The organism is Allobosea sp. NPDC055332 (assembly GCF_053645455.1).
This window is the reverse complement of sequence record NZ_JBSHMO010000002.1, coordinates 1,382,784-1,401,545: the sequence shown is the minus strand read 5'-3', so window position 1 is coordinate 1,401,545 and position 18,762 is coordinate 1,382,784. Positions and strand designations below refer to the sequence as shown.

At 66.1% G+C, this 18,762-nt stretch carries 16 protein-coding genes; 5 read left to right on the top strand and 11 right to left on the bottom strand.

Going from position 1 to position 18,762, the window contains the following annotated elements; translation table 11 throughout:
* Positions 1-50 precede the first annotated feature (50 nt).
* Positions 51-1,283 (bottom strand): argininosuccinate synthase, encoded by a 1,233-nt coding sequence (locus ACWIGM_RS15330; protein WP_454026771.1) that lies wholly within the window; start codon positions 1,281-1,283, stop codon positions 51-53.
* Positions 1,284-1,487: 204 nt separating this feature from the next.
* On the opposite strand from ACWIGM_RS15330, the gene ACWIGM_RS15325 reads away from it, so the two are divergent.
* Complete coding sequence (locus tag ACWIGM_RS15325) at positions 1,488-2,096, top strand: 2-hydroxychromene-2-carboxylate isomerase (protein WP_454026770.1); 609 nt, start codon at positions 1,488-1,490, stop codon at positions 2,094-2,096.
* Here the strand turns inward: ACWIGM_RS15325 and ACWIGM_RS15320 are convergent.
* From ACWIGM_RS15320 to ACWIGM_RS15310, 3 genes are all read right to left on the bottom strand, one after another.
* Positions 2,093-3,163, bottom strand: coding sequence for a M48 family metallopeptidase (locus ACWIGM_RS15320; protein WP_454026769.1), 1,071 nt, complete (start codon positions 3,161-3,163; stop codon positions 2,093-2,095). The genes ACWIGM_RS15325 and ACWIGM_RS15320 overlap by 4 nt on opposite strands.
* Positions 3,164-3,200: 37 nt before the next feature.
* Complete coding sequence (locus ACWIGM_RS15315; protein WP_454026768.1) at positions 3,201-3,758, bottom strand: LemA family protein; 558 nt, start codon at positions 3,756-3,758, stop codon at positions 3,201-3,203.
* A gap of 127 nt (positions 3,759-3,885) precedes the next feature.
* A complete protein-coding gene (locus tag ACWIGM_RS15310) occupies positions 3,886-6,120 on the bottom strand; it encodes a DNA/RNA non-specific endonuclease (RefSeq protein ID WP_454026767.1) in 2,235 nt (744 codons plus the stop codon).
* 123 nt (positions 6,121-6,243) lie between these two features.
* On the opposite strand from ACWIGM_RS15310, the gene ACWIGM_RS15305 reads away from it, so the two are divergent.
* Complete coding sequence (locus ACWIGM_RS15305; RefSeq protein WP_454026766.1) at positions 6,244-7,251, top strand: hypothetical protein; 1,008 nt, start codon at positions 6,244-6,246, stop codon at positions 7,249-7,251.
* Between the two features lie 21 nt (positions 7,252-7,272).
* Here ACWIGM_RS15305 and ACWIGM_RS15300 read toward each other — a convergent pair whose 3' ends face one another.
* From ACWIGM_RS15300 to ACWIGM_RS15290, 3 genes are read right to left on the bottom strand one after another with little or no spacing between them, the layout of a single operon-like run.
* A complete protein-coding gene (locus tag ACWIGM_RS15300) occupies positions 7,273-8,520 on the bottom strand; it encodes an MFS transporter (protein WP_454026765.1) in 1,248 nt (415 codons plus the stop codon).
* A complete protein-coding gene (locus ACWIGM_RS15295) occupies positions 8,517-8,888 on the bottom strand; it encodes a hypothetical protein (protein ID WP_454026764.1) in 372 nt (123 codons plus the stop codon). Before ACWIGM_RS15295 ends, ACWIGM_RS15300 begins: the two co-directional genes overlap by 4 nt.
* 2 nt (positions 8,889-8,890) lie before the next feature.
* Positions 8,891-11,176 (bottom strand): TonB-dependent receptor, encoded by a 2,286-nt coding sequence (locus ACWIGM_RS15290; RefSeq protein WP_454026763.1) that lies wholly within the window; start codon positions 11,174-11,176, stop codon positions 8,891-8,893.
* A 200-nt stretch (positions 11,177-11,376) separates the two neighbouring features.
* Here ACWIGM_RS15290 and ACWIGM_RS15285 point away from each other — a divergent pair, with 200 nt between their 5' ends.
* Positions 11,377-12,369 (top strand): helix-turn-helix transcriptional regulator, encoded by a 993-nt coding sequence (locus tag ACWIGM_RS15285; protein WP_454026762.1) that lies wholly within the window; start codon positions 11,377-11,379, stop codon positions 12,367-12,369.
* Between the two features lie 6 nt (positions 12,370-12,375).
* Here the strand turns inward: ACWIGM_RS15285 and maiA are convergent, their stop codons facing one another.
* The 3 genes from maiA to ACWIGM_RS15270 are packed head-to-tail and all read right to left on the bottom strand — an operon-like array spanning position 12,376 to position 14,995.
* The gene (gene maiA / locus ACWIGM_RS15280; RefSeq protein ID WP_454026761.1) at positions 12,376-13,011 is read right to left on the bottom strand and encodes a maleylacetoacetate isomerase; all 636 of its coding nucleotides are present in this window, start codon (positions 13,009-13,011) and stop codon (positions 12,376-12,378) included.
* A gap of 34 nt (positions 13,012-13,045) precedes the next feature.
* A complete protein-coding gene (locus tag ACWIGM_RS15275; RefSeq protein WP_454026760.1) occupies positions 13,046-14,758 on the bottom strand; it encodes a cytochrome c biogenesis protein DipZ in 1,713 nt (570 codons plus the stop codon).
* A 24-nt stretch (positions 14,759-14,782) separates the two neighbouring features.
* Positions 14,783-14,995, bottom strand: coding sequence for a hypothetical protein (locus ACWIGM_RS15270; RefSeq protein WP_454026759.1), 213 nt, complete (start codon positions 14,993-14,995; stop codon positions 14,783-14,785).
* 134 nt (positions 14,996-15,129) lie between these two features.
* Here ACWIGM_RS15270 and ACWIGM_RS15265 point away from each other — a divergent pair, with 134 nt between their 5' ends.
* On the top strand, positions 15,130-15,618 hold the full coding sequence (locus ACWIGM_RS15265) for a MarR family winged helix-turn-helix transcriptional regulator (RefSeq protein ID WP_454026758.1): 489 nt from the start codon (positions 15,130-15,132) through the stop codon (positions 15,616-15,618).
* A gap of 12 nt (positions 15,619-15,630) precedes the next feature.
* On the opposite strand, the gene ACWIGM_RS15260 is transcribed toward ACWIGM_RS15265, so the two are convergent.
* Positions 15,631-16,638: an LLM class flavin-dependent oxidoreductase gene (locus ACWIGM_RS15260; protein WP_454026757.1), complete on the bottom strand. Its 1,008-nt coding sequence runs from the start codon at positions 16,636-16,638 to the stop codon at positions 15,631-15,633.
* A 397-nt stretch (positions 16,639-17,035) separates the two neighbouring features.
* Here ACWIGM_RS15260 and rpsA point away from each other — a divergent pair, with 397 nt between their 5' ends.
* Positions 17,036-18,742, top strand: a complete 1,707-nt coding sequence (rpsA, locus tag ACWIGM_RS15255; RefSeq protein ID WP_454026756.1) for a 30S ribosomal protein S1 — start codon at positions 17,036-17,038, stop codon at positions 18,740-18,742.
* Positions 18,743-18,762: the final 20 nt, after the last annotated feature.

Here is an 18,762-nt window from a genome sequence, read left to right as displayed (position 1 = left end):
GTTTCGGCCTGAGTACCGGAACGACGAGGTGATGTCGGAAAATCGGTCTCTCAGAGCCCGAGCTTCTTCTTGCGCTGGCCGAGCGTGCGCAGGCGCAGCGCGTTGAGCTTGATGAAGCCGGCGGCGTCGCGGTGATCGTAGGCGACGGCGCCTTCCTCGAAGGTGACGAGGTCCTGGTCGTAGAGCGAATACGGGCTGGAGCGGCCGATGACGTGGACGCCGCCCTTGTAGAGCTTCAGCCGCACCTGGCCGGCGACGAACTCTTGGCTCTTGTCGATCAGCGCCTGCAGCATCTCGCGCTCGGGCGAGAACCAGAAGCCGTTATAGATCAGCTCGGCATATTGCGGCATGAGCTGGTCCTTGAGATGCGCGGCGCCGCGGTCGAGCGTGATCGATTCGATGGCGCGGTGCGCGACGGCCAGGATCGTGCCGCCGGGCGTCTCGTACATGCCGCGGCTCTTCATGCCGACGAAACGGTTCTCGACCAGGTCGAGCCGGCCGATGCCGTTGTCGCGGCCGAGCTCGTTGAGCCTGGTGAGCAGCTTGGCCGGCGAAAGCTGCACGCCGTCGATCGCGACCGCATCGCCCTTGGCGAAATCGATCGAGATCACGGTCGGGGTATCCGGAGCCTCTTCCGGCGAGACGGTGCGCGAGAAGACGTAGTCCGGAACCTCCTGCGCCGGATCCTCCAGCACCTTCCCCTCGGAGGAGACGTGCAGCAGATTGGCGTCGATCGAGAACGGCGCTTCGCCGCGCTTGTCCTTGGCGATCGGAATCTGGTGCTGCTCGGCGAAGGCGATCAATTGCTCGCGCGAGCGCAGATCCCATTCGCGCCAGGGCGCGATCACGTGCACGTCGGGCTTCAGCGCATAGGCGGTCAATTCGAAGCGGACCTGGTCGTTGCCCTTGCCGGTGGCGCCATGCGAGACCGCGTCGCCGCCGACCTTCTCGGCGATCTCTATCAGCTTCTTGGCGATCAGCGGACGGGCGATCGAGGTGCCCAGCAGATAGACACCCTCATAGACGGCGTTCGCCCGGAACATCGGGAAGACGTAGTCGCGCACGAATTCCTCGCGCAGGTCCTCGATGAAGATGTTCTCCGGCTTGATGCCGAGCAGCAGCGCCTTCTGGCGGGCCGGCTCCAGCTCTTCGCCCTGGCCGAGATCGGCGGTGAAGGTCACGACTTCGCAATTATAGGTGGTCTGCAGCCACTTCAGGATGATCGAGGTGTCGAGCCCGCCGGAATAGGCGAGCACGACCTTGTTCACGCGCTTGTCGGCCATGACTGGTCTTCCTGCAATGGCGGCACGAGGGCTCGTACCTGGTGTAGAGAATGCGACCTGGCCGGCCGCATTTCGGACGTAACCGGGCACTATCGCAGGGTTCGGGGCGACGCAATCGGAACCTTCTGATCGATCTGGCGTCTTCCGCTGATGGGTTGCCGCCCGCAATGCGGGCGGAGTGATGCGTTGCTGGTTGGGGGTCAGATGCCGAATCGTCCTGTTCTGGATTTCTGGTACGAGTTCGCGTCGACCTATTCCTGCCTCAGCGCCCTGCGGATCGAAGAGATGGCGGATACCGCCGGCGTGGCGGTGCGCTGGCGGCCGTTCCTGCTGGGCCCGATCTTCGCGGCCCAGGGCTGGACCAGCTCCCCCTTCAATCTCTACCCGAACAAGGGCCGTTATATGTGGCGCGACGTGGCGCGACGTGCCGGCCGCAACGGCTTCGCCATCGTCCGCCCCGAAGTCTTCCCGCAGAATTCGCTCGTCGCGGCGCGGCTCGCCCTGGCCGGTCGCGAGGCCGGCTGGCTGCCGGCCTTTTCCAGGGCGCTGTTCCGTGCGCAATTCTGCGAAGGGCGCAATATCGCCGAGGAGGCGGTGCTGAGCGCGGCCCTGCGCGAAGCCGGGGCCGATCCTGCCGCCGCGTTTCCCGCCTCACGCAGCGAGGAGGTCAAGGGCCGGCTCAAGGCCGAGACCGAGCTTGCGAAATCGCTCGGCATCTTCGGCGCGCCGACCTTCGTCACCGGCGACGGCGAACTGTTCTGGGGCGACGACCGGCTGGAAGAGGCGCTCGGCTGGGCGAAGGACGGGCGCTAGCCGCCCGCCGGCGGTGCCGGGCGCGACCACGGTCCATGTGCGGCCGAGGTCTCGGCGATCTCCGGCAGGGTCTGCCTTTCGCTGATCTTCGGCGGGCCGGGCGGTGCCTGCGGCGGCAGGCGCCCGCCGGCTGTCTGCACCAGCGCCTGCACCCGCTTGGTGACGGAGGGGTGGGTCGAGAACAGATCGGCGAAATCGTCGGGATCGTTCTCGAAGCACATGTCCATGACGCCGGACGGGACATTGTCGATGTCTGCGCGCCCGGAGATTTTGAGCAGCGCCGAGATCATCGCATCCGGGTTCTTGGTCAGCTCCACCGCCCCGGCATCGGCGAGATATTCGCGGGCCCGCGAGAGCGACAGCCGGATCAGCACGGCGAGGAGCCAGGCGACGGCGATCACGGCGAAGCCGAGGATGATCGCAAAGCCGCTGCCCTTCTTGTCGCCGTCCGAGGAGATGCGCACCCGCCCGAGATTGCGGAACAGCACCTCGCCGACGAAGGAGATGATGCCGGCGATCACCACGGCGATGACCATCAGCCTGACGTCGCCATTGCGGATATGCGTCAGCTCGTGGGCGATCACCGCCTCGATCTCGGCGTCGTTGAGCTGCTCGATCAGGCCGGTGGTCAGCGTCACCGTGAACTGCTTGTCGTTGACGCCGCTGGCGAAAGCGTTGAGCGCGTCGCTCTGGATGATGGCGAGCTTCGGCGTCACCATGCCGCGCGAGATGCAGAGGTTCTCCAGCATCCGGTAGAGTTTTGGCTGGGCCTCGCGTGTCACGCCTTCGGCGCCCGAGACCGCCTCGATCAGCTTCACGTTGATCCTGAAGCCGATGAAGACCCAGGCGCCGGTGGCGAGCGTGATGAAGGGCAGCCAGGACCAGAAGCGCTGGCCGACGAAGTTCAGCACCGTGCGCCCGCGCGGCACGCCGACATAGCCGTAGCCGACCAGCATCACGCCCCAGACGGTCAGGTAGACCATCAGGAACAGCCCGATGATCAGGGCGATCGATCGGGTCCGGTTGTTGCGCTGATGGGTGTAGAGCCCGAAGGCTTCCCCCGGCATCGCCGCAGCTCCGCTGTGACGCCTACGACAGGCGCGATCAGAACTTTACGGTCGGTGCGACTTCGATCTGCTTGCGCGTCTCTTCGCCGACATCGAAGAATTCGCGCGGGCTGAAGCCCATTTGCGGCGCGAAGAATACCGCCGGGAAGGCCTGGATCGCCGCGTTGAACTCGCTGACGGCGTTGTTGAAGAAGCGCCGCGCCGCCGCCAGCTTGTCCTCGACATTGCCAAGGTCCTGCTGGAGCTGCTGGAAGTTCGCGCTCGCCTTCAGGTCGGGATAGGCCTCGCCCAGCGCCAGCAGGCGGCCGACCGCGCCGGTGAGCTGCTGCTCGGCCACGGCCTGGTCGTGCGGCCCACTCGCGGCCTGCGCCTGGTTGCGCGCCTTGATCACCGCGTCGAAGGTTTCCTTCTCGTGGCTGGCATAGCCTTTCACGGTCTCGACCAGGTTCGGGATCAGGTCGTGGCGCTGCTTCAATTGCACGTCGATGTCGGCAAAGGCTTGGTTGACGCGCTGGCGCATCGCGACCAGGCCGTTATAGGTCATGATCAGCCAGACCACGACGACGACGATCAGTCCAAGGACGACCCAACCCATGGTGTTCTCCTTCGGCACAGGCGATCTTGCGGCACAGGCGATTTCGCCGGCAGCCTCGCATGAAGGGCGACGGTAGGGAAGGCGCCCGACGCCGTCTGTTTGGGCCGGGCGCGCTTTGCGCCTGCGATCAGAACCGGATCGATCCCTCGTGTTTGAGCAGGATGGCGGACGGCGCGCGGAGATTCGATTCCGGGGCTGCCGCTCCGGCTGAGGAGCGCAAGGGGTCCCATGTCGCCACGGTTCCGAAATCCAGGCCCGTCAACGTCGTCAACCGGGCAATGGGCACCTGGGCGGTCTCGAAGTCCGCAAGCTCGGCCGGGGCGAAGCGTTCGGTCACCAGCGTGCTCAGCTGCTCGGCCTGGCTCAGCATGAAGGCGAGGGCGTGCGGCTGCTCGTCATCGCCCTTGACGATGATCACCTTCCAGAACGCAGCCGGGATGAAGAAGTCCTGCCCAAACGGCTTGTCGCCATCGTCGAAGATCGGGCCGTTGAAGACGTTCAGTTTGGAGCCGTAGCCGGGGGCGAGCGCGCTGACCGCATTCTCGAGGGTTCCCCACAGCTTCAGCCCGCGGCTCTTCGCAAGCGACGACTGATTGAAGATCTCGTGCTGTGGCGAGCAATTGGTCCAGTGGAAGGTATCGTCGTTGGCGAGCTTCGCCTCGGCGGCGTCGGCACCCCAGGCTGCGTCGTCGCGGCGGACGAGATGGCCTCTGTCGAGGGGGTTGGAGGCGTAATAGACGCCGCCCGCCTGCAGCCGTTGCTGGATGCGTGGGTCGAAGAACCAGTTTTCCGAGCCTTTTTCGCGCTTGTGCTGGAATGGTGCCGAGGCGTCGAGATTGCAGGCGGAGACATAGGCCAGGCGCCGCCGTGCATTCATCAGCACGCTGAAGTGATGGTATCTCAACTCGCCGGTCGGATCGTTGCCGACGGCAAGCAGAGGCCCGTGCCGGGCGTCGACGAGCTGCGGCAGCGGTGCCTTGAAGCCGAGGAAGTCGCGGATATAGCCCGGCCGGTGGCGATAATCCGGATCGCCCGGGTCAGGGCGCGCCGATTCCATGAAATTGGCGGCGGGACCGACGGTCGACGATGTGTCCTTCGCATAGCCGTCGATCGAGATATCGATCCTGAGCGGCAGCACGATCGAGGCCGCCACGGTCGTGGGCGTTTCGCGTGAAGCTGGCGGGGGCTCGGGCGGTGGCGGGCGGCGGGACGCGACCGATGCCGTGGATGGCGGAACCGGCGGCGGGTTCGGCGGCGGAGGCGGCGCCGATTCCGCCGCCCCCGACTCCGAGCCCGGCGGGCTCTGCGCCAGCCAAAGCGCCAGCAGGTCCTTGCGCTGTTGATCCTGCCGTGCGTTGGCGACCGGGAGCGCACCGATCGTCTTGACCAGGCGGGAGGTTCTGATCCCCTCATTGCCGATCCAGACGATCCTGTCCTCGTCGTTGGCGCTGAGCACCTTGCCCTTCTCGTCGATGAGCTTGCCGTCGGGATTGGTCTTCGGCACGGACTGGTGATGCAGGGCCACGACCTCCCATTGATCGTTGAACACCGGGCTGCCCGACGAGCCCTTCTCGGTGTCGGCATCATAGTGGAAGAAGCGCGTGTCGGCGGCGCCCTCGAACAGGTCGAGCAGCCGTGAATTGCGGATGGCGATCTGCTTGAAGCGGCCCTTTGGATGCTGGATCACATTGACGGGTTCGCCGATCGTGATCTTGCCCTCCTCGGCGATCAGCGCGAGGTGGCCATAGTCGGCCAGAGCCTTGCCGTTCTGCGAGGTGCCTTTGACCGCGCAGAGTGCGAAGTCATGGTCGTTGTCCGTCATGAAGAAGCTGTCCGGATCGAGCTCATAGCCCTGCGCGATCTTCGGCGTGCCAAAGGTGTTGGCTTCGTAGTCGAGCTCGAAATAGCTGCTCTTCGCCGTCTCGATGTCCCAGAGCACGTGCTGATTGGTGAGCACCATCCCCGGGCCGACGAGAAAGCCGGTCCCGTTGATCGCGCCGTTGGTCATGATCCGCCCGACGCAGGCAGCGGCTTGCAGGCCGCGTTCGAAGTATTCGATCGACAGGAAGTCGCGCGTTTCGCCGATCACGCGCTCCACGGCTTCGTCGGTGACATCGGCTGCCGTCAGCGCCGGCACCGAGATCGCCTCGCGAGCGCTCTCGTCGGCGGCGGCGCCGCGCTGCATGCGAGCTGCGACGAGCGCCTTCAGCCGCTCCATCCGTCGCTTCAGGCGCTCGGCCGTGTCCGCCTTGGTATACTCGCCCTTCTCGGCCGCCTCGATCTGACGTTTGCGGGGCGTTGCGCGCTCGCGCCAGCGCGAGGCAGCCTCCAGCGCGGACTTCTGCTCCTGTTTCGACAGCATTTGGCGCCCCTCCCTGCTTGGGAAGCCCAGCTTCCGGCCAAGCATGCTTCTGCAATTATTCTTATGCGATATTAGGATGTGCAATTAATGATATATATATGACGCAGGGGAAGGAAGAGCGCCATGGCCAAAATCTCGTATGAGGAGTTTCGCGCCAAGTTGATGGATCCGGCTGTTCCGGATCATGAAATCGCCCGCTATCTCAAGGCCGTGCCCGCCGACAGCGGCCCGTTCGATCCGGCCATCAGGCCCAATCCGGCGGCCGTGGAGCTTGGTCCCGAGGCGCGCTTCGAGATCGAGAGCGCCATGAACTGGGCCAACGGTGTCGCCCGCTGGCGGCGCGAGCAGACCTTCCGGCAAAGGGTCGAGACCGAGAAGCTGCCGGTCCTGGTGTCCGAGGGTGACAGCTGGTTCCAATTTCCGTTCCTGCTCGCGGATGTCATCGACCAGCTCGGCAGCGACCATCTGATCTGGAGCCTGGATGCGGCCGGCGATACCGCCCAGAACATGGTCTATGGCGATGCCGAGTACATGAAGAACGGTCTTCTGCGCATGAAGAAGCGCAAGGTCCGGGCTTTCCTGTTCTCCGCCGCCGGCAATGATGTGATCGGAGAGGACGAGCTGGGCAATCCGGTGCTGGCGACGCTGCTGAAGCCGTACAAGAAGGGGCAGGGTGCTGCCTGGCACATCGACCAGGCGCGCCTGTCAAAGATCCTGCAGTTCCTCGAGCAGGCCTATCGCTCTGTCGTCGCGACCGTGCGCAAGGATGCCGATTTCGCGACACTGCCGATCATCATCCACGGCTACGACTATGCGATCCCGGGTGGCTTCGACGGCGACAAGCGCGATCCGATCTGGGCGAAGCAGGACAAATGGCTCGGCAGCGCCATGAAGGCGAAGAAGATCCTCGACGTCGACCTGCAGCGCGAGATCATCCGTATCCTGATCGATGCGCTTTACGACATGCTGCTGCGCGTCGCTGGCGACTCCACGAAGACGTTCGTCCACGTCGCCGATGTCAGGAACACATTGAAGCTCCCCGATTGGGCGGATGAGATTCACCCGACCGATGCCGGCTTCAAGAAGGTGGCGAAGGTCTTCCGTGCGACCCTGGCCAAGGCCGGCGTGTGAGGCTCGCGCCCGCAGCCGCGTTCAGGCGGCCTTTTCCGGTGCTATGGCTCCGGCCGTTGCGATCATCCTGACGGTCGCGATCACCGCGACCGCCGAGATTGCGGTCGCCAGGGAGAACAGGGCGCCATAGCCCAGCGTATCGGCGAGCTTGCCGGCCAGCATCGAGCCGGCGAGGTAGACCAGCAATTGCGCGCAGGCGAGGATGGTGAAGTCCGTTCCCGGCTGCTCCGAAGTCGTCACCGCCATGAACAGCGAATAGAGCGCGACGATCTCCATATAGCGGATCAGTGTCTGGAAGCCGGCCGCGCCGAACAGCGGCCAGGCGCCGACGACGGCGCCGAGCGCATGGCAGGCGAAGAGCAGGAAGCAGAGCGTGCGCGCCGCGCCGAGCAGCGCGAGCACGAAGGCGATGCCCCGGCGCTTGACCAGCCAGGCCGCGATCGCCGAACCAGCGAGGCCCGCCGTCGTCGCCGATATCCCTGAGAGATAGCCGATCTGATTGAGCGGCACGCCGGCATCGACGAGGTAGGAGCCCTCCATCGCCTTCACCAGCCCCTCGCTCGCCCGGTAGATCAGCGCGATCCAGAGAATCTGGCGCGCCTCCGGACGGCGCAGGAAGGCGCGGATCGAGGGACGCTTGGCGGCTTCGGCCGGTGTAGGATCGCCCTCGCGCATCATCGCCGCCGCGACGAGCGGCAAGAGCGAGATCGCAGCGATGGTGACGAGCATGCCGGTCCAGCCGATGTAATGGTGGAGGACGAGGCCGAGCGTGCCGCCGATGACGACGCCGAAGGCGATCGAGCCGCCCTGGATGGCGTTGCCGATCGCGCGGTCGGCCTCCGGCAGGTATTTCGCGGCATAGCCGTCGGTGGCGATGTCCTGCGTCGAGATCAGCAGCGACGCGACGAAGCCGATCGCGATGATCTTGCCGACATCGAGCGGCCCGACCGCGATCAGCGCCAGGATGCACAGGATCGTGCCGGTCTGGGTGATGAAGACCCAGCCGGCCCGGTGCGCCCGTGCGAACGGCCTGATCCGGTCGATCCACGGCGCCCAGACGAATTTAAGCACCAGCGGCAGCAGCAGGATGCTCATGTAACCGATGGCGGTGCGCGAGACGCCGGCCTCGCGCATGATCGGCGGCAGCGCCGCGACGAAGAGATAGGACGGGATCGCCTGCGCGAGATACAGGCCCCCGAGCACGGCGAAGAGCCGGTAGCGCGCCGCATTGGTTGGCGCAGCGCCGATGCTCGCTTCGCTCGTGCTCATGCCGCTCTCCTGTGCTTCAGCAGGAAGGCGCGCGCCGCCGCCTCGTCGGTCTCCAGGCTGATCGGGAAGGGCCAGAGCCGGCGGAAGACATCGGCCATCGCCTCGGTCGCGCCCGGCCGCACGATGGCGCAGGCGCCGCAGAGCGTGCCGAATTGCGCCCGCGTCCGCTTGAACCAGATCGCCTGCTCGCGCTCGCCGGCCTGCGAGAGCTTGCGGCCGCCGCCAAACACGGTGAGCAGTAAGAAGGGCTCCTGCCGCCGGCCGAGTTCGGCGAGCGCGTCGAGATAGGCGCGCTCGTCATTGTCGGCATAAGGCGGCGCGAAGCGCAGGGTGACGATGCCGTCGGCGTCGCTGTCGAGGCTGACCATGGTCAGAAGGTCTTGCGGAAGCCGAGCGTCACGGTGCGGCCCCAGGCATAATTGGCGAGGTTGCGCACCGAGGTCGCGGTCGGGTTCTGGTAGTTGCGGTCGAACAGGTTGTTGACCGCGACATAGGCCTCGCCCTCCAGCACCGGGGCGGTGAAGGCGACGTTCATCGTCGCCGCGCCCTTCAGCCTGTTGCGGGTGCCGCGCAGGTCGGTCGCGACGTCGCGATCCGAGAAGGCCTCGCCCTCGAGCCGCAGCTGCATGCCGTTGCTGAAGCGATAGCTGCCATAGAGCATGCCGCGATAGGGCGAGCCGATGCGGTTGTTCGGCAGGGCGCTGTCGAGCTTGCGGTCGCCATTGGTGTCGTAGCGGCCCTCGCGATAGGAGAGGACGGTGCCAAGGGTGAGCTGCTCGGTCACCGCGACGTCGCCGGTCGCCTCGACGCCCCAGATCCGCTCCCGCTGTTGCGAGATCGTGTTGCTGGCCTGGTCGAAGGTCACGCCCTTGCTGGAGGTGCTGATGAAGCCGGTCAGCGAGCCCTTGAAGATGCCGTGGCTGCCGCGGATGCCAAGTTCGTAGTTGTTGACGATCTGGGCTTCCGGCGCGATCGAGGCATAGCTGATGCTGCGCCGGTTCGCCGGCAGGCAGTTCGGGGTCGCGACCGGGCAGGCGAAGGCGGTGGAGATGCCGGCCCGGCGGGTGAAGGCGCCGACATCCGGCAGCGCGAAGCCCTGCGAGAAGCCGCCGAAGATCTCGCTGCTCTCGGAGAGCTTCACCGTCGCGCCGAGATTGCCGGTCCAGGCCTTGTAGTCGAACTTGCCGCCGGTGACGTTGAGCGCCGGCAGCACGAAGCTCTGGAAGCCCTGCGCGTTGTTGGCGGCGACCGCCGCATAGGCGGCCGGGCGGACATAGTCGCTGACATCCAGCGAGAAGTACTCGTAGCGCAGGCCGCCGCGCAGGGTGATCCGCTCGCCGATCGGAATCTGCAATTGGCCGAAGGCGGCGCTCGTCGTCTGCTTCAGCGGCGTGAACACGTCCTGGCCATTGGTCAGGGTCTGCCAGGTCTTCTCCTGGCTGAGGTCGCCGCCCCAGGTGAACTTGGCGCCGGGTAGGATGCGATCGAGCGGCGTGTCGATCGTTAGGTTCAAGCCACCGCGCTGCGAATAGAGCGTGGTCTGGTTGTCCGGGCTCGTCGGCGAGGCCGGGTTGAAGGAGTAGTAGACTTGGCTGTTATAGGGGTAGGAGAAGGTCGAGTAATTGAAGCGCTTCTTGATGTCGTTGTAGTAGCCGAGCAGGCTGAGCTTGCCGAGGGCGAAGTCGCTGTCGCTGTAGCGCAGCGAGACCGATTTGGTGTCCTCGATCACGTTCTGGCCGGTATAGAGCTGGGTCCGGTCCGGCCGGGCGAAGGGCGCGGCGTAGTTGGTCAGGTATTTCGGGTCCTGGTCGAAGGCGATCAGCGAGCCCTGCAGTTCGATGCGCTTGCTGGCGTCGAAATCATAGCCGAGCTTGGCCAGGAGGTTCCCGGCCTTGTAGCGGTCGCCGCCGCCCTGGCCGAGCAGGCCGTCCGAGGGCAATTCGCGTCCGGCGCCGTCATAGGTGCGGCCAGCGCCGCGGGCACTGCCGGAGATCAGGTAGTCGAAACCGTTCGGGATCTTGCCGGAGACGGTGACCGAGGCTTCCGGCGCCAGCGAGCGGCCAAGCGCCTGGGTGAAGCCGCGCACGGCGGTGTTGACCGTCACCCGCGGCTTGCCGTCCGCCGGCGTCTTGGTGATGAAGTTGACCGTGCCGCCGGTCGCGCCGGCGCCATACAGGCTGGAGGCGCCGGCGACGACCTCGATGCGCTCGACCGTGTTGAGGTCGATCAGCGAAAGGATGCGCGAGACATCGCGCAGCGGCGTGTTCATCGGCACGCCGTCGATCAGCACCAGAAGATCGCGGCCGCGATAATTCTCCGAGGCGCTCGACACCGTCTGCGTCGACATCGAATAGCCGGGCACCAGCTTGCCGAGTGCGGCCGCGGCGTTCGGGCTGAACTTCAGTTGCTCCTCGATCTGCGCCCGGTCGAGCACCTGGATCGATTGCGGCGTCTCGGCCGTGCTCCGTTCGGTGCGGGCCGCCGTGACGGTGATCGTATCGAGATCGATCACGGGCGAGGGCGTCGACTGCGCCATCGCCGCCGAGGCGCAAAGCAGAGCCGGCAGGCTGATGGCGAGGGAAGCGCGCTTGCTCATGAAGACACCTGTCGTCGTCGGCTCGGGGCGGTGCCGAAGCGCGAGAGTATCGCTCGACATCACTCGATCTGAAGTTGTGGTGCCGTTTCGATCTTAGTTTAGAACTAGAATAAACTAGTTTTATTCATTGATCTCTGCGGCGAATGGGTCGCTATGCGTTGTGTTCTAGCGATCTCTAAAGTTATATCGAAAACATCATCTTGGACGTGCGCGAACGCGCTATAGGACAAAAGCGAACTCCAATGCGGGACGAGGCGGCTGTGGCCGCGCTGCCACGGTCTGTGAAGGCCAAGGCCAGCGAGGCCGAGAGCTTCGCGCCGGTCTGGCTGGTCTCGGGCGAAGCCGCGCCCGAGGAGGTCCAGGCGATGGCGCACAAGGTTTTCGGGCGCGCGCCCGAAGGCGATGATATCCGCGCCGACACGGCCCTGCCTTTCGCGGCCCGCAGTGCGCTGACGACGAAACCCGATATCGGTTTGATGTCCTGCTTCTCGCCGGTGACGCCCTGGACCTGGCCGCCGCACCGGGACGGGCAGGAGTCGCGCTATATTCTCGTGCGCCCCTCCGATGGCCGTTGCGTGATCGAACAGGCGGGCCGCCGCATCTCGCTGCGGGCTCGCGATGCCGCTGTCGTCGATCTCGCGCAGGAGACGCGCTTCACTCTGGTCGAGCTCGGCCGCATCGACCTGATCGCGCTCGATCCGATGCGTTTGCCGGCGCTGACACAGCTTTCTCCTGACGAACTGATGCAGGCGGTTCCGCGCGGCAATCGCGGCCTGCAGGTGCTGGCGCATTACGGCGCGCTGCTGCTGCGCGGCCTCTTCCCGCTCAACTCGGCGCCGCTGCGCGATCTCGCCATCGGCCATGTCCATGATCTGATCGGCGTGATGCTGGCCGATCGCAGTGCTCCGCCGGTGACCGCGACGCCGCGGCGCGGCGGCCGGCTCGCCGCGATCAAGGCCGATATCGAGACCAGGCTGGAGCGGCGCGAGCTCTCGATCGACATGATCGCCGGGCTCTACGGCGTGACCCCGCGCGCCATCCAGAAGGCCTTCGGCGCCGAAGGGCGCACCTTCTCCGATTATGTGCTGGAGCGCCGGCTCGAGCGCGCCTGGCTCAAGCTGATGTCGGCCGAGGACGACGCGATCACGATCAGCGGCGTCGCCTTCGAGGTCGGCTTCGGCGATCTCTCCTATTTCAACCGCAGCTTCCGCAAGCGCTTCGGCCGCTCGCCCTCGCAGGTGCGGGCCGGCTGACGCCCGCTACTTCGGCGAGGCCGGTGCATTCTCGGCGAAAGCGGGAATGGCGCGGCAATGGCCGGCGATCTCGGCAATGTTGGGCCATTGCGCGATATCGAGCCCGATGCGGATGGCGCCGACCGTCTGCGGGAACAGCACGATATCGGCGATGGACGGTCGGTCGCCGACGACGAAGCAGCCGGTGCGCCGTCTTGCGATCAGCGCCTCGACGGCAGAGAGCCCCTCGCTGACCCAGTGCCGGTTCCAGCTCGCGATCTCCTCGGGCCCGACACCGGGAAGGCTCCTCAGGCGGGCGCCGACGCGTGGCGGCAGCAATGCGTGAATCTCGGCGGCGATGGCGAGCGCGACCGAGCGGGCGAAGGCTCGCTGCTCAGGCTCCGCAGGCAGCAGCGGCGGCTCCGGGGCGATCTGGTCGAGATAGTCGATGATCGCCAATGACTGCGTGATCAGCCAGCCACTGTCGGTGAGGAGGGCCGGCACCAGCCCTTGCGGATTGAGTGTGCGATACTCCGGCGTCCGGCTGGCGGCGTCATCGCCGAAGATGGTGACGCGTTCTTCCTCCACCTTGAGACCCTTCAGGGCGAGCGCGATGCGCACCCGTGCGGTCGCGGACGAGACTTCGTTGAGATAGAGCTTCATGGTTTCCTCCCGTTTTTTTTGGATTGGCGGCCGGTCAGCCGAAGGTGAAGGCGTAGGCGCGGGCGCCGGGATCGAGGAACTCGATGCTGAAGTCTCGAGGCTTCACCGGCCCGTCCTGGCGGACCAGCTGGTAGAGTCGCTCGTCGCTGATCGTGCCGTAGCCCTCGGCGTCGATATCGGCGCCATGGGCGCTTCCGGGCGCGGCGCCATCGATGGTGACGCGGAAGCGGACCGGCGGGCCGCCGGGCAGGCGTCCCATCACCAGATGCAGATCGCGGGCATGGAAGCGATGGTTGATTCGCCCGCCAGCCTGTTGCGATGCCGCGAACTCGCCGGCGACGGTCCAGCTGCCGGCGAGACTCCACTGGTTCAGGCGCGGGGAGGTCGCAGCTTCATAGGTCGCGGGCGCGTCGGCCCTGATGCCGCCCGGCGAGGCGAAGCCGCTGCTGCGGGCATGGCCGAGATAGGTCTCGGGCGAACGCAGATTGGCGAAATCGGGCGCTCCTTGCGCGCCCTCGCCCGAAACCTTGGCGATGCCGGGTTCGACCTTGCCACCGGCCTCGGCGAGCAGCGACTGGATCAGCCGCTCGGAGGCGGCATAGTCGCCCTCGCCGAACTCGTGATGGCGGGTGCGGCCCTGCGCGTCGATGAAGTAGCGCGCCGGCCAGGCCTGGTTGCCGAAGGCGCGCCAGACCGCATAGTCGTTGTCGATCGCGACCGGATAGGTCACGCCGAGCGCCGCGACCGCCTTGCGCACATTGGCGGGGTCCTTCTCGAAGGCGAATTCCGGCGTGTGCACGCCGACCACGACGAGGCCGCGATCCCGGTACTTCTCGGCCCAGGCCCGGACGTAAGGCAGCGTGCGTAGGCAGTTGATGCAGGAATAGGTCCAGAAATTCACCAGCACGACCTTGCCGCGCACGCTCTCGGCCGTGAGCGGCTCGCGATCGAGCCATTGCTTGGCGCCGAACAACGGCTTGGCGGCCGGCTGCGCCTGCGCGGTCGTAACGAGGCTTGGAGCGGCTGGCATGGCGATCTCAAGGAGGCGCTGCTCGATGGCGGCGGTGGTCGATGCCGACAGGCGGGTGAGGACGCTAGTGTCGAAGCCCAGGGCGATGGCGAAGGTGCTCGCGACAACCGCGACGCCGAGGCCCCGCCTCACGGGTTCGAGGAGAGCGGCGGGGCGCCGGGCCCTTGCCAGCAGCCGGTTGCCCAGCAGGAGAACGGCAGCCAGCGCCGTTGCCGCGCCGGCAGCATAGGCGAAGAGCAGGAGCGCGGTGGTCAGGCTCGGCCCGCCGAGAGCGGCGCCGGCGAGGATCAGGCCGAGCACCGGCCCGGCGCACGGCGTCCACAACAGGCCAGTGGCGACGCCGAGCAAAGCGGAGGAGGCCGGCCGCAGATCGGTGCGGCCGTCGGCGCCCGCAACACGCGCCAGCTTCTCGCCGAGCGCGGTCAGCGGCGCGGCGAGGCGTGCCGCCAGCGCCGGAAACAGCAAAGCGAGCCCGAACAGGGCGATAAGGCCGAGGGCGACGCTGCGGCCATGGCTATTGAGCGCAATCGCCCAATTGCCGGCGACGGCGGCGAGGCTCGCGACCCCTGCGAACGCCAGCGCCATGCCGAGCAGCATCGGCAAGGTGCTGCTGCGGAAAGGCTGGCCGGCGCGCGTCAGCACGAAAGGCAGGACCGGCAGGATGCAGGGGCTGGCAATGGTCAGGGCGCCGGCGAGATAGGCGAGAACGAAGTTCATCGTGTCATCTCCTCGGAGGGAGCGTCAGGAACGAGCCGCGCCGCGCCGTGGCGGGGCGTTCGATGTCGTGATCGGGCTGGGGCCGTAGCTGCGTGGGCCAGTGAAGGCGCTGCAGGTCATCGCAAAGCTCGCGGTCGCGGCCAGCATCGCAGCAGCCAGCAGGCGGCGCAGCGTCGAAGTCGGTTCCGCCTGAGTTTGGGCGCCCGCCGCGGCGGTCAACGGAACGATGCGGGCCATGTCATGCTCCAATCATTTATTTGTCGAACGATTTAATCGCTCGACATGTAAATTATTGAGCCTCGCCGCTCAATCGCTTGAAAACAAATCGCGCATCAAATACCTGTGAGCGATCCTTTTTCGGGAGGAGTGCAATGGCTGGTGAGACAGGACAGGCGGCTGAGCAGGCCGGCGTCGACAGGCTGCCGGGGCTCGACGAGTTCCTGTGCTTCGCGGTCTACTCGACCAATCTCGCCTTCAACCGTGTCTACAAGCCGCTGCTCGACGAGCTCGGGATCACCTATCCGCAATATATTGCGCTGGTCGCGCTCTATGAGCTGGCCGACCAGACCGTCGGCCAGCTCGGCGAAAAACTCTTCCTCGATTCCAGTACGCTGACGCCGCTGCTGAAGCGGCTGGAGGCGATGGGCGCGGTGACGCGCCAGCGCGACCCGCAGGACGAGCGGCAGGTCCGCCTCAATCTGACGGCTCAGGGCCGCGCGCTCCGCGAGCGAGGCAGGGCGGTCCGGGTCAGCATGCAGCGCGCAACGAGGCTGGCTCCCGAAGAGCAGCGCCATTTGCGCGAGCAGATGGTCCGGCTGCGGGCAAACCTCACCGCAGCCGAACATGAAGGCCGCTCCTGAACGGCGGCTCGGTCAGGCGGCGACCGCCGCCAATCCCAGCGCCGGCTGGATCTCGGCCAGGATCTCGTAGGAGCGCTTGCGGGCGGCATGGTCGAAGATCGCCGAGGCGACGATCAGCTCGTCCGCCTTGGTCTTCTCGATGAAGGCCTGCAATTGCGCCCGCACGCTCTCGCGCGAGCCGACGAAGGAGCAGGCCAGCATGCGCTGCGCCTGTGCCTTCTCAGGTCCGGACCAATAGGTCTCGATATCGTCGATCGGCTTCGGCAGGAGGCCGCGCCGGTTGCGCAGCATGTCGGCGAAGCGCTGCTGCACCGAGGTGAAGAGGTATTGCGCCTCGGCGTCGGTCTCGGCCGCGATGACGTTGCAGCCGACCATGGCATAGGGCCTGTCGAGCTGGGCCGAGGACTGGAAGCGCTCGCGATAGACGGCAAGCGCGTCCATCAGCGCGTCCGGCGAGAAATGCGAGGCGAAGGCATAGGGAAGGCCGAGCACGGCGGCGAGCTGCGAGCCGAACAGGCTGGAGCCGAGAATCCAGAGCGGGACATTGGTGTTGGTGCCCGGCACCGCCTGGATCACCTGGTCCGGCTGCAATGGTCCAAGCAGCGCCTGCAATTCCAGCACGTCCTGCGGGAAGCGCTCCGAGGCGTCGGCCTCGCGCCGCAGCGCGCGCCAGGTGCGCTGGTCGGTGCCGGGCGCGCGGCCGAGCCCGAGGTCGATCCGGCCGGGATAGAGTGTCTCCAGCGTGCCGAACTGCTCGGCGATCACGATCGGCGAATGGTTCGGCAGCATGATCCCGCCGGCGCCGACGCGGATCGATTTGGTGCCTTCGGCGACATAGCCGATCGCGACCGAGGTCGCAGCGCTGGCGATGCCGGTCATGTTGTGGTGCTCGGCCAGCCAGAAGCGGGTGTAGCCGAGCCTTTCGGCGTGGCGGGCGAGATCACGGCTGTTGTGGAGGGCGTCTGCTGCGGTCGAACCCTCGGCAATGAAGGCGAGGTCGAGGATGGAAAGCGGGAACATCGGGCTTTTCCCTTGCATCGCTCCGGCTTGGCGCCGGGCTTCGCCGCGAAAGATCGGCAGCCTTCCCACGTGTCGCAAGGCCCCTGCGCGCATGCGCGACCGGCATTTCGCGCCGCAATCCGCTTGCAGAACGGCGCGATAATCGCTAGGTCAGCCTCGTCCGAAGGGCCGTGATCGATCACAGCCGGGGGCGGCCGAAATGGCCGGCTCCCGTTTCGTGTTTGGAAAACGGTCTATCGGATGCGGATCGGCCCCTGCGGCCAGGCGCCGCCGTCCTTAAGGGATGGCAAGCTCCGTGAGCGGAGCACCGCTGAGGATCGATCCGGCGTGCAACACCAACCCAATCGGCGCCATGCCGGACATCCGCGGGATACGCGGCCGGCGTTCAGGAGCACATATGTCAGCTGTCGAAAGCTATAGCGCGGGTCGCGAGGATTTCGCCGCCCTTCTCGAGGAATCGTTCACCCGGAACGAGGCCCTCGAAGGTACCGTCATCAAGGGCAAGGTCGTTGCCATTGAGAAGGACATGGCGATCATCGACGTCGGTCTTAAGACCGAAGGTCGCGTCGCCCTCAAGGAATTCACCGGCCCGGGCCGGGAAGAAGAGCTCAAGGTCGGCGACGAGGTCGAGGTCTATCTCGACCGGATCGAGAACGCGCTCGGCGAAGCAGTCATCTCGCGCGACAAGGCCCGCCGTGAAGAGAGCTGGGTCAAGCTCGAGAAGGCGTTCGAGGCCCGCGAGAAGGTCATGGGCAACATCTTCAACACGGTCAAGGGTGGCTACACCGTCGATCTCGACGGCGCCGTCGCCTTCCTGCCGCGTTCGCAGGTGGACATCCGCCCGATCCGCGACGTCGGCCCGCTGATGGGGCAGCCGCAGCCCTTCGAGATCCTCAAGATGGATCGTCGCCGCGGCAACATCGTCGTCTCGCGCCGCACCGTGCTCGAAGAGACCCGCGCCGAGGCTCGCTCCGAGCTCGTCGCCTCGCTCGAAGAGGGCCAGGTCATCGACGGCGTCGTCAAGAACATCACCGAGTACGGCGCGTTCGTCGACCTCGGCGGCATTGACGGCCTGCTGCACGTGACCGACATGGCCTGGCGCCGCGTCAACCATCCGTCCGAGGTCGTGACCATCGGCCAGACGGTCAAGGTCAAGATCATCAAGATCAACCAGGAGACGCATCGCATCTCGCTGGGCATCAAGCAGCTGCTGGCCGATCCGTGGGATGGCATCGCCGCCCGCTACCCGGTCGGTACCCGCCTGAAGGGTCGCGTCACCAACATCACGGACTACGGCGCGTTCGTCGAAGTGGAGCCGGGCATCGAAGGCCTGATCCACGTCTCCGAGATGTCCTGGACCAAGAAGAACGTCCACCCCGGCAAGATCGTCTCGACCTCGCAGGAAGTCGACGTCGCGATCCTCGAGGTCGATCAGGTCAAGCGCCGCATCTCGCTCGGCCTCAAGCAGACCCTCCGCAACCCGTGGGAGGTCTTCGCCGAGCAGCATCCGAGCGGTTCGGTGGTCGAGGGCGAGGTCAAGAACAAGACCGAGTTCGGTCTGTTCCTCGGCCTCGAGGGCGACATCGACGGCATGATCCATCTGTCGGATCTGGACTGGAACCGTCCGGGCGAGCAGGTGATCGAGGAATACAAGAAGGGCGACATGCTCCAGGCGGTCGTTCTCGATGTCGACGTCGAGAAGGAGCGCATCTCGCTCGGCCTGAAGCAGCTCGGCGGCGATCCCTTCGTGGATGCCGGCGAGTTCAAGAAGGGTCAGGTCGTGACCTGCGAGATCATCGACGTCAAGGAAGGCGGTCTCGACGTCAAGATCGCCGGCACCGACATGACGACCTTCATCAAGCGCGCCGAAATCGCGCGCGATCGTGCCGAGCAGCGCCCCGAGCGCTTCGCGGCCGGCGAGAAGGTCGATGCCCGCGTCATCCTCTTCGACAAGAAGGCCCGCAAGATCCAGGTCTCGATCAAGGCCCTGGAAGTGTTCGAGGAGCGCGAGGCGATGGCCCAGTACGGCTCGGCCGACTCGGGTGCTTCGCTCGGCGACATCCTGGGCGCCGCCCTCAAGAAGGCGACGACCGACAAGAAGTGATCATCAGGCCGCGTCTTGCG

What these genes read in the sequence shown, in the direction of transcription:
- ACWIGM_RS15330 (WP_454026771.1), bottom strand. Translation starts at nt 1,283, where the DNA reads ATGGCCGACAAGCGCGTGAACAAGGTCGTGCTCGCCTATTCCGGCGGG.
- ACWIGM_RS15325 (WP_454026770.1), top strand. Translation starts at nt 1,488, where the DNA reads ATGCCGAATCGTCCTGTTCTGGATTTCTGGTACGAGTTCGCGTCGACC.
- ACWIGM_RS15320 (WP_454026769.1), bottom strand. Translation starts at nt 3,163, where the DNA reads ATGCCGGGGGAAGCCTTCGGGCTCTACACCCATCAGCGCAACAACCGG.
- ACWIGM_RS15315 (WP_454026768.1), bottom strand. Translation starts at nt 3,758, where the DNA reads ATGGGTTGGGTCGTCCTTGGACTGATCGTCGTCGTCGTGGTCTGGCTG.
- ACWIGM_RS15310 (WP_454026767.1), bottom strand. Translation starts at nt 6,120, where the DNA reads ATGCTGTCGAAACAGGAGCAGAAGTCCGCGCTGGAGGCTGCCTCGCGC.
- ACWIGM_RS15305 (WP_454026766.1), top strand. Translation starts at nt 6,244, where the DNA reads ATGGCCAAAATCTCGTATGAGGAGTTTCGCGCCAAGTTGATGGATCCG.
- ACWIGM_RS15300 (WP_454026765.1), bottom strand. Translation starts at nt 8,520, where the DNA reads ATGAGCACGAGCGAAGCGAGCATCGGCGCTGCGCCAACCAATGCGGCG.
- ACWIGM_RS15295 (WP_454026764.1), bottom strand. Translation starts at nt 8,888, where the DNA reads ATGGTCAGCCTCGACAGCGACGCCGACGGCATCGTCACCCTGCGCTTC.
- ACWIGM_RS15290 (WP_454026763.1), bottom strand. Translation starts at nt 11,176, where the DNA reads ATGTCGAGCGATACTCTCGCGCTTCGGCACCGCCCCGAGCCGACGACG.
- maiA (WP_454026761.1), bottom strand. Translation starts at nt 13,011, where the DNA reads ATGAAGCTCTATCTCAACGAAGTCTCGTCCGCGACCGCACGGGTGCGC.
- ACWIGM_RS15275 (WP_454026760.1), bottom strand. Translation starts at nt 14,758, where the DNA reads ATGAACTTCGTTCTCGCCTATCTCGCCGGCGCCCTGACCATTGCCAGC.
- ACWIGM_RS15270 (WP_454026759.1), bottom strand. Translation starts at nt 14,995, where the DNA reads ATGGCCCGCATCGTTCCGTTGACCGCCGCGGCGGGCGCCCAAACTCAG.
- ACWIGM_RS15265 (WP_454026758.1), top strand. Translation starts at nt 15,130, where the DNA reads ATGGCTGGTGAGACAGGACAGGCGGCTGAGCAGGCCGGCGTCGACAGG.
- ACWIGM_RS15260 (WP_454026757.1), bottom strand. Translation starts at nt 16,638, where the DNA reads ATGTTCCCGCTTTCCATCCTCGACCTCGCCTTCATTGCCGAGGGTTCG.
- rpsA (WP_454026756.1), top strand. Translation starts at nt 17,036, where the DNA reads ATGTCAGCTGTCGAAAGCTATAGCGCGGGTCGCGAGGATTTCGCCGCC.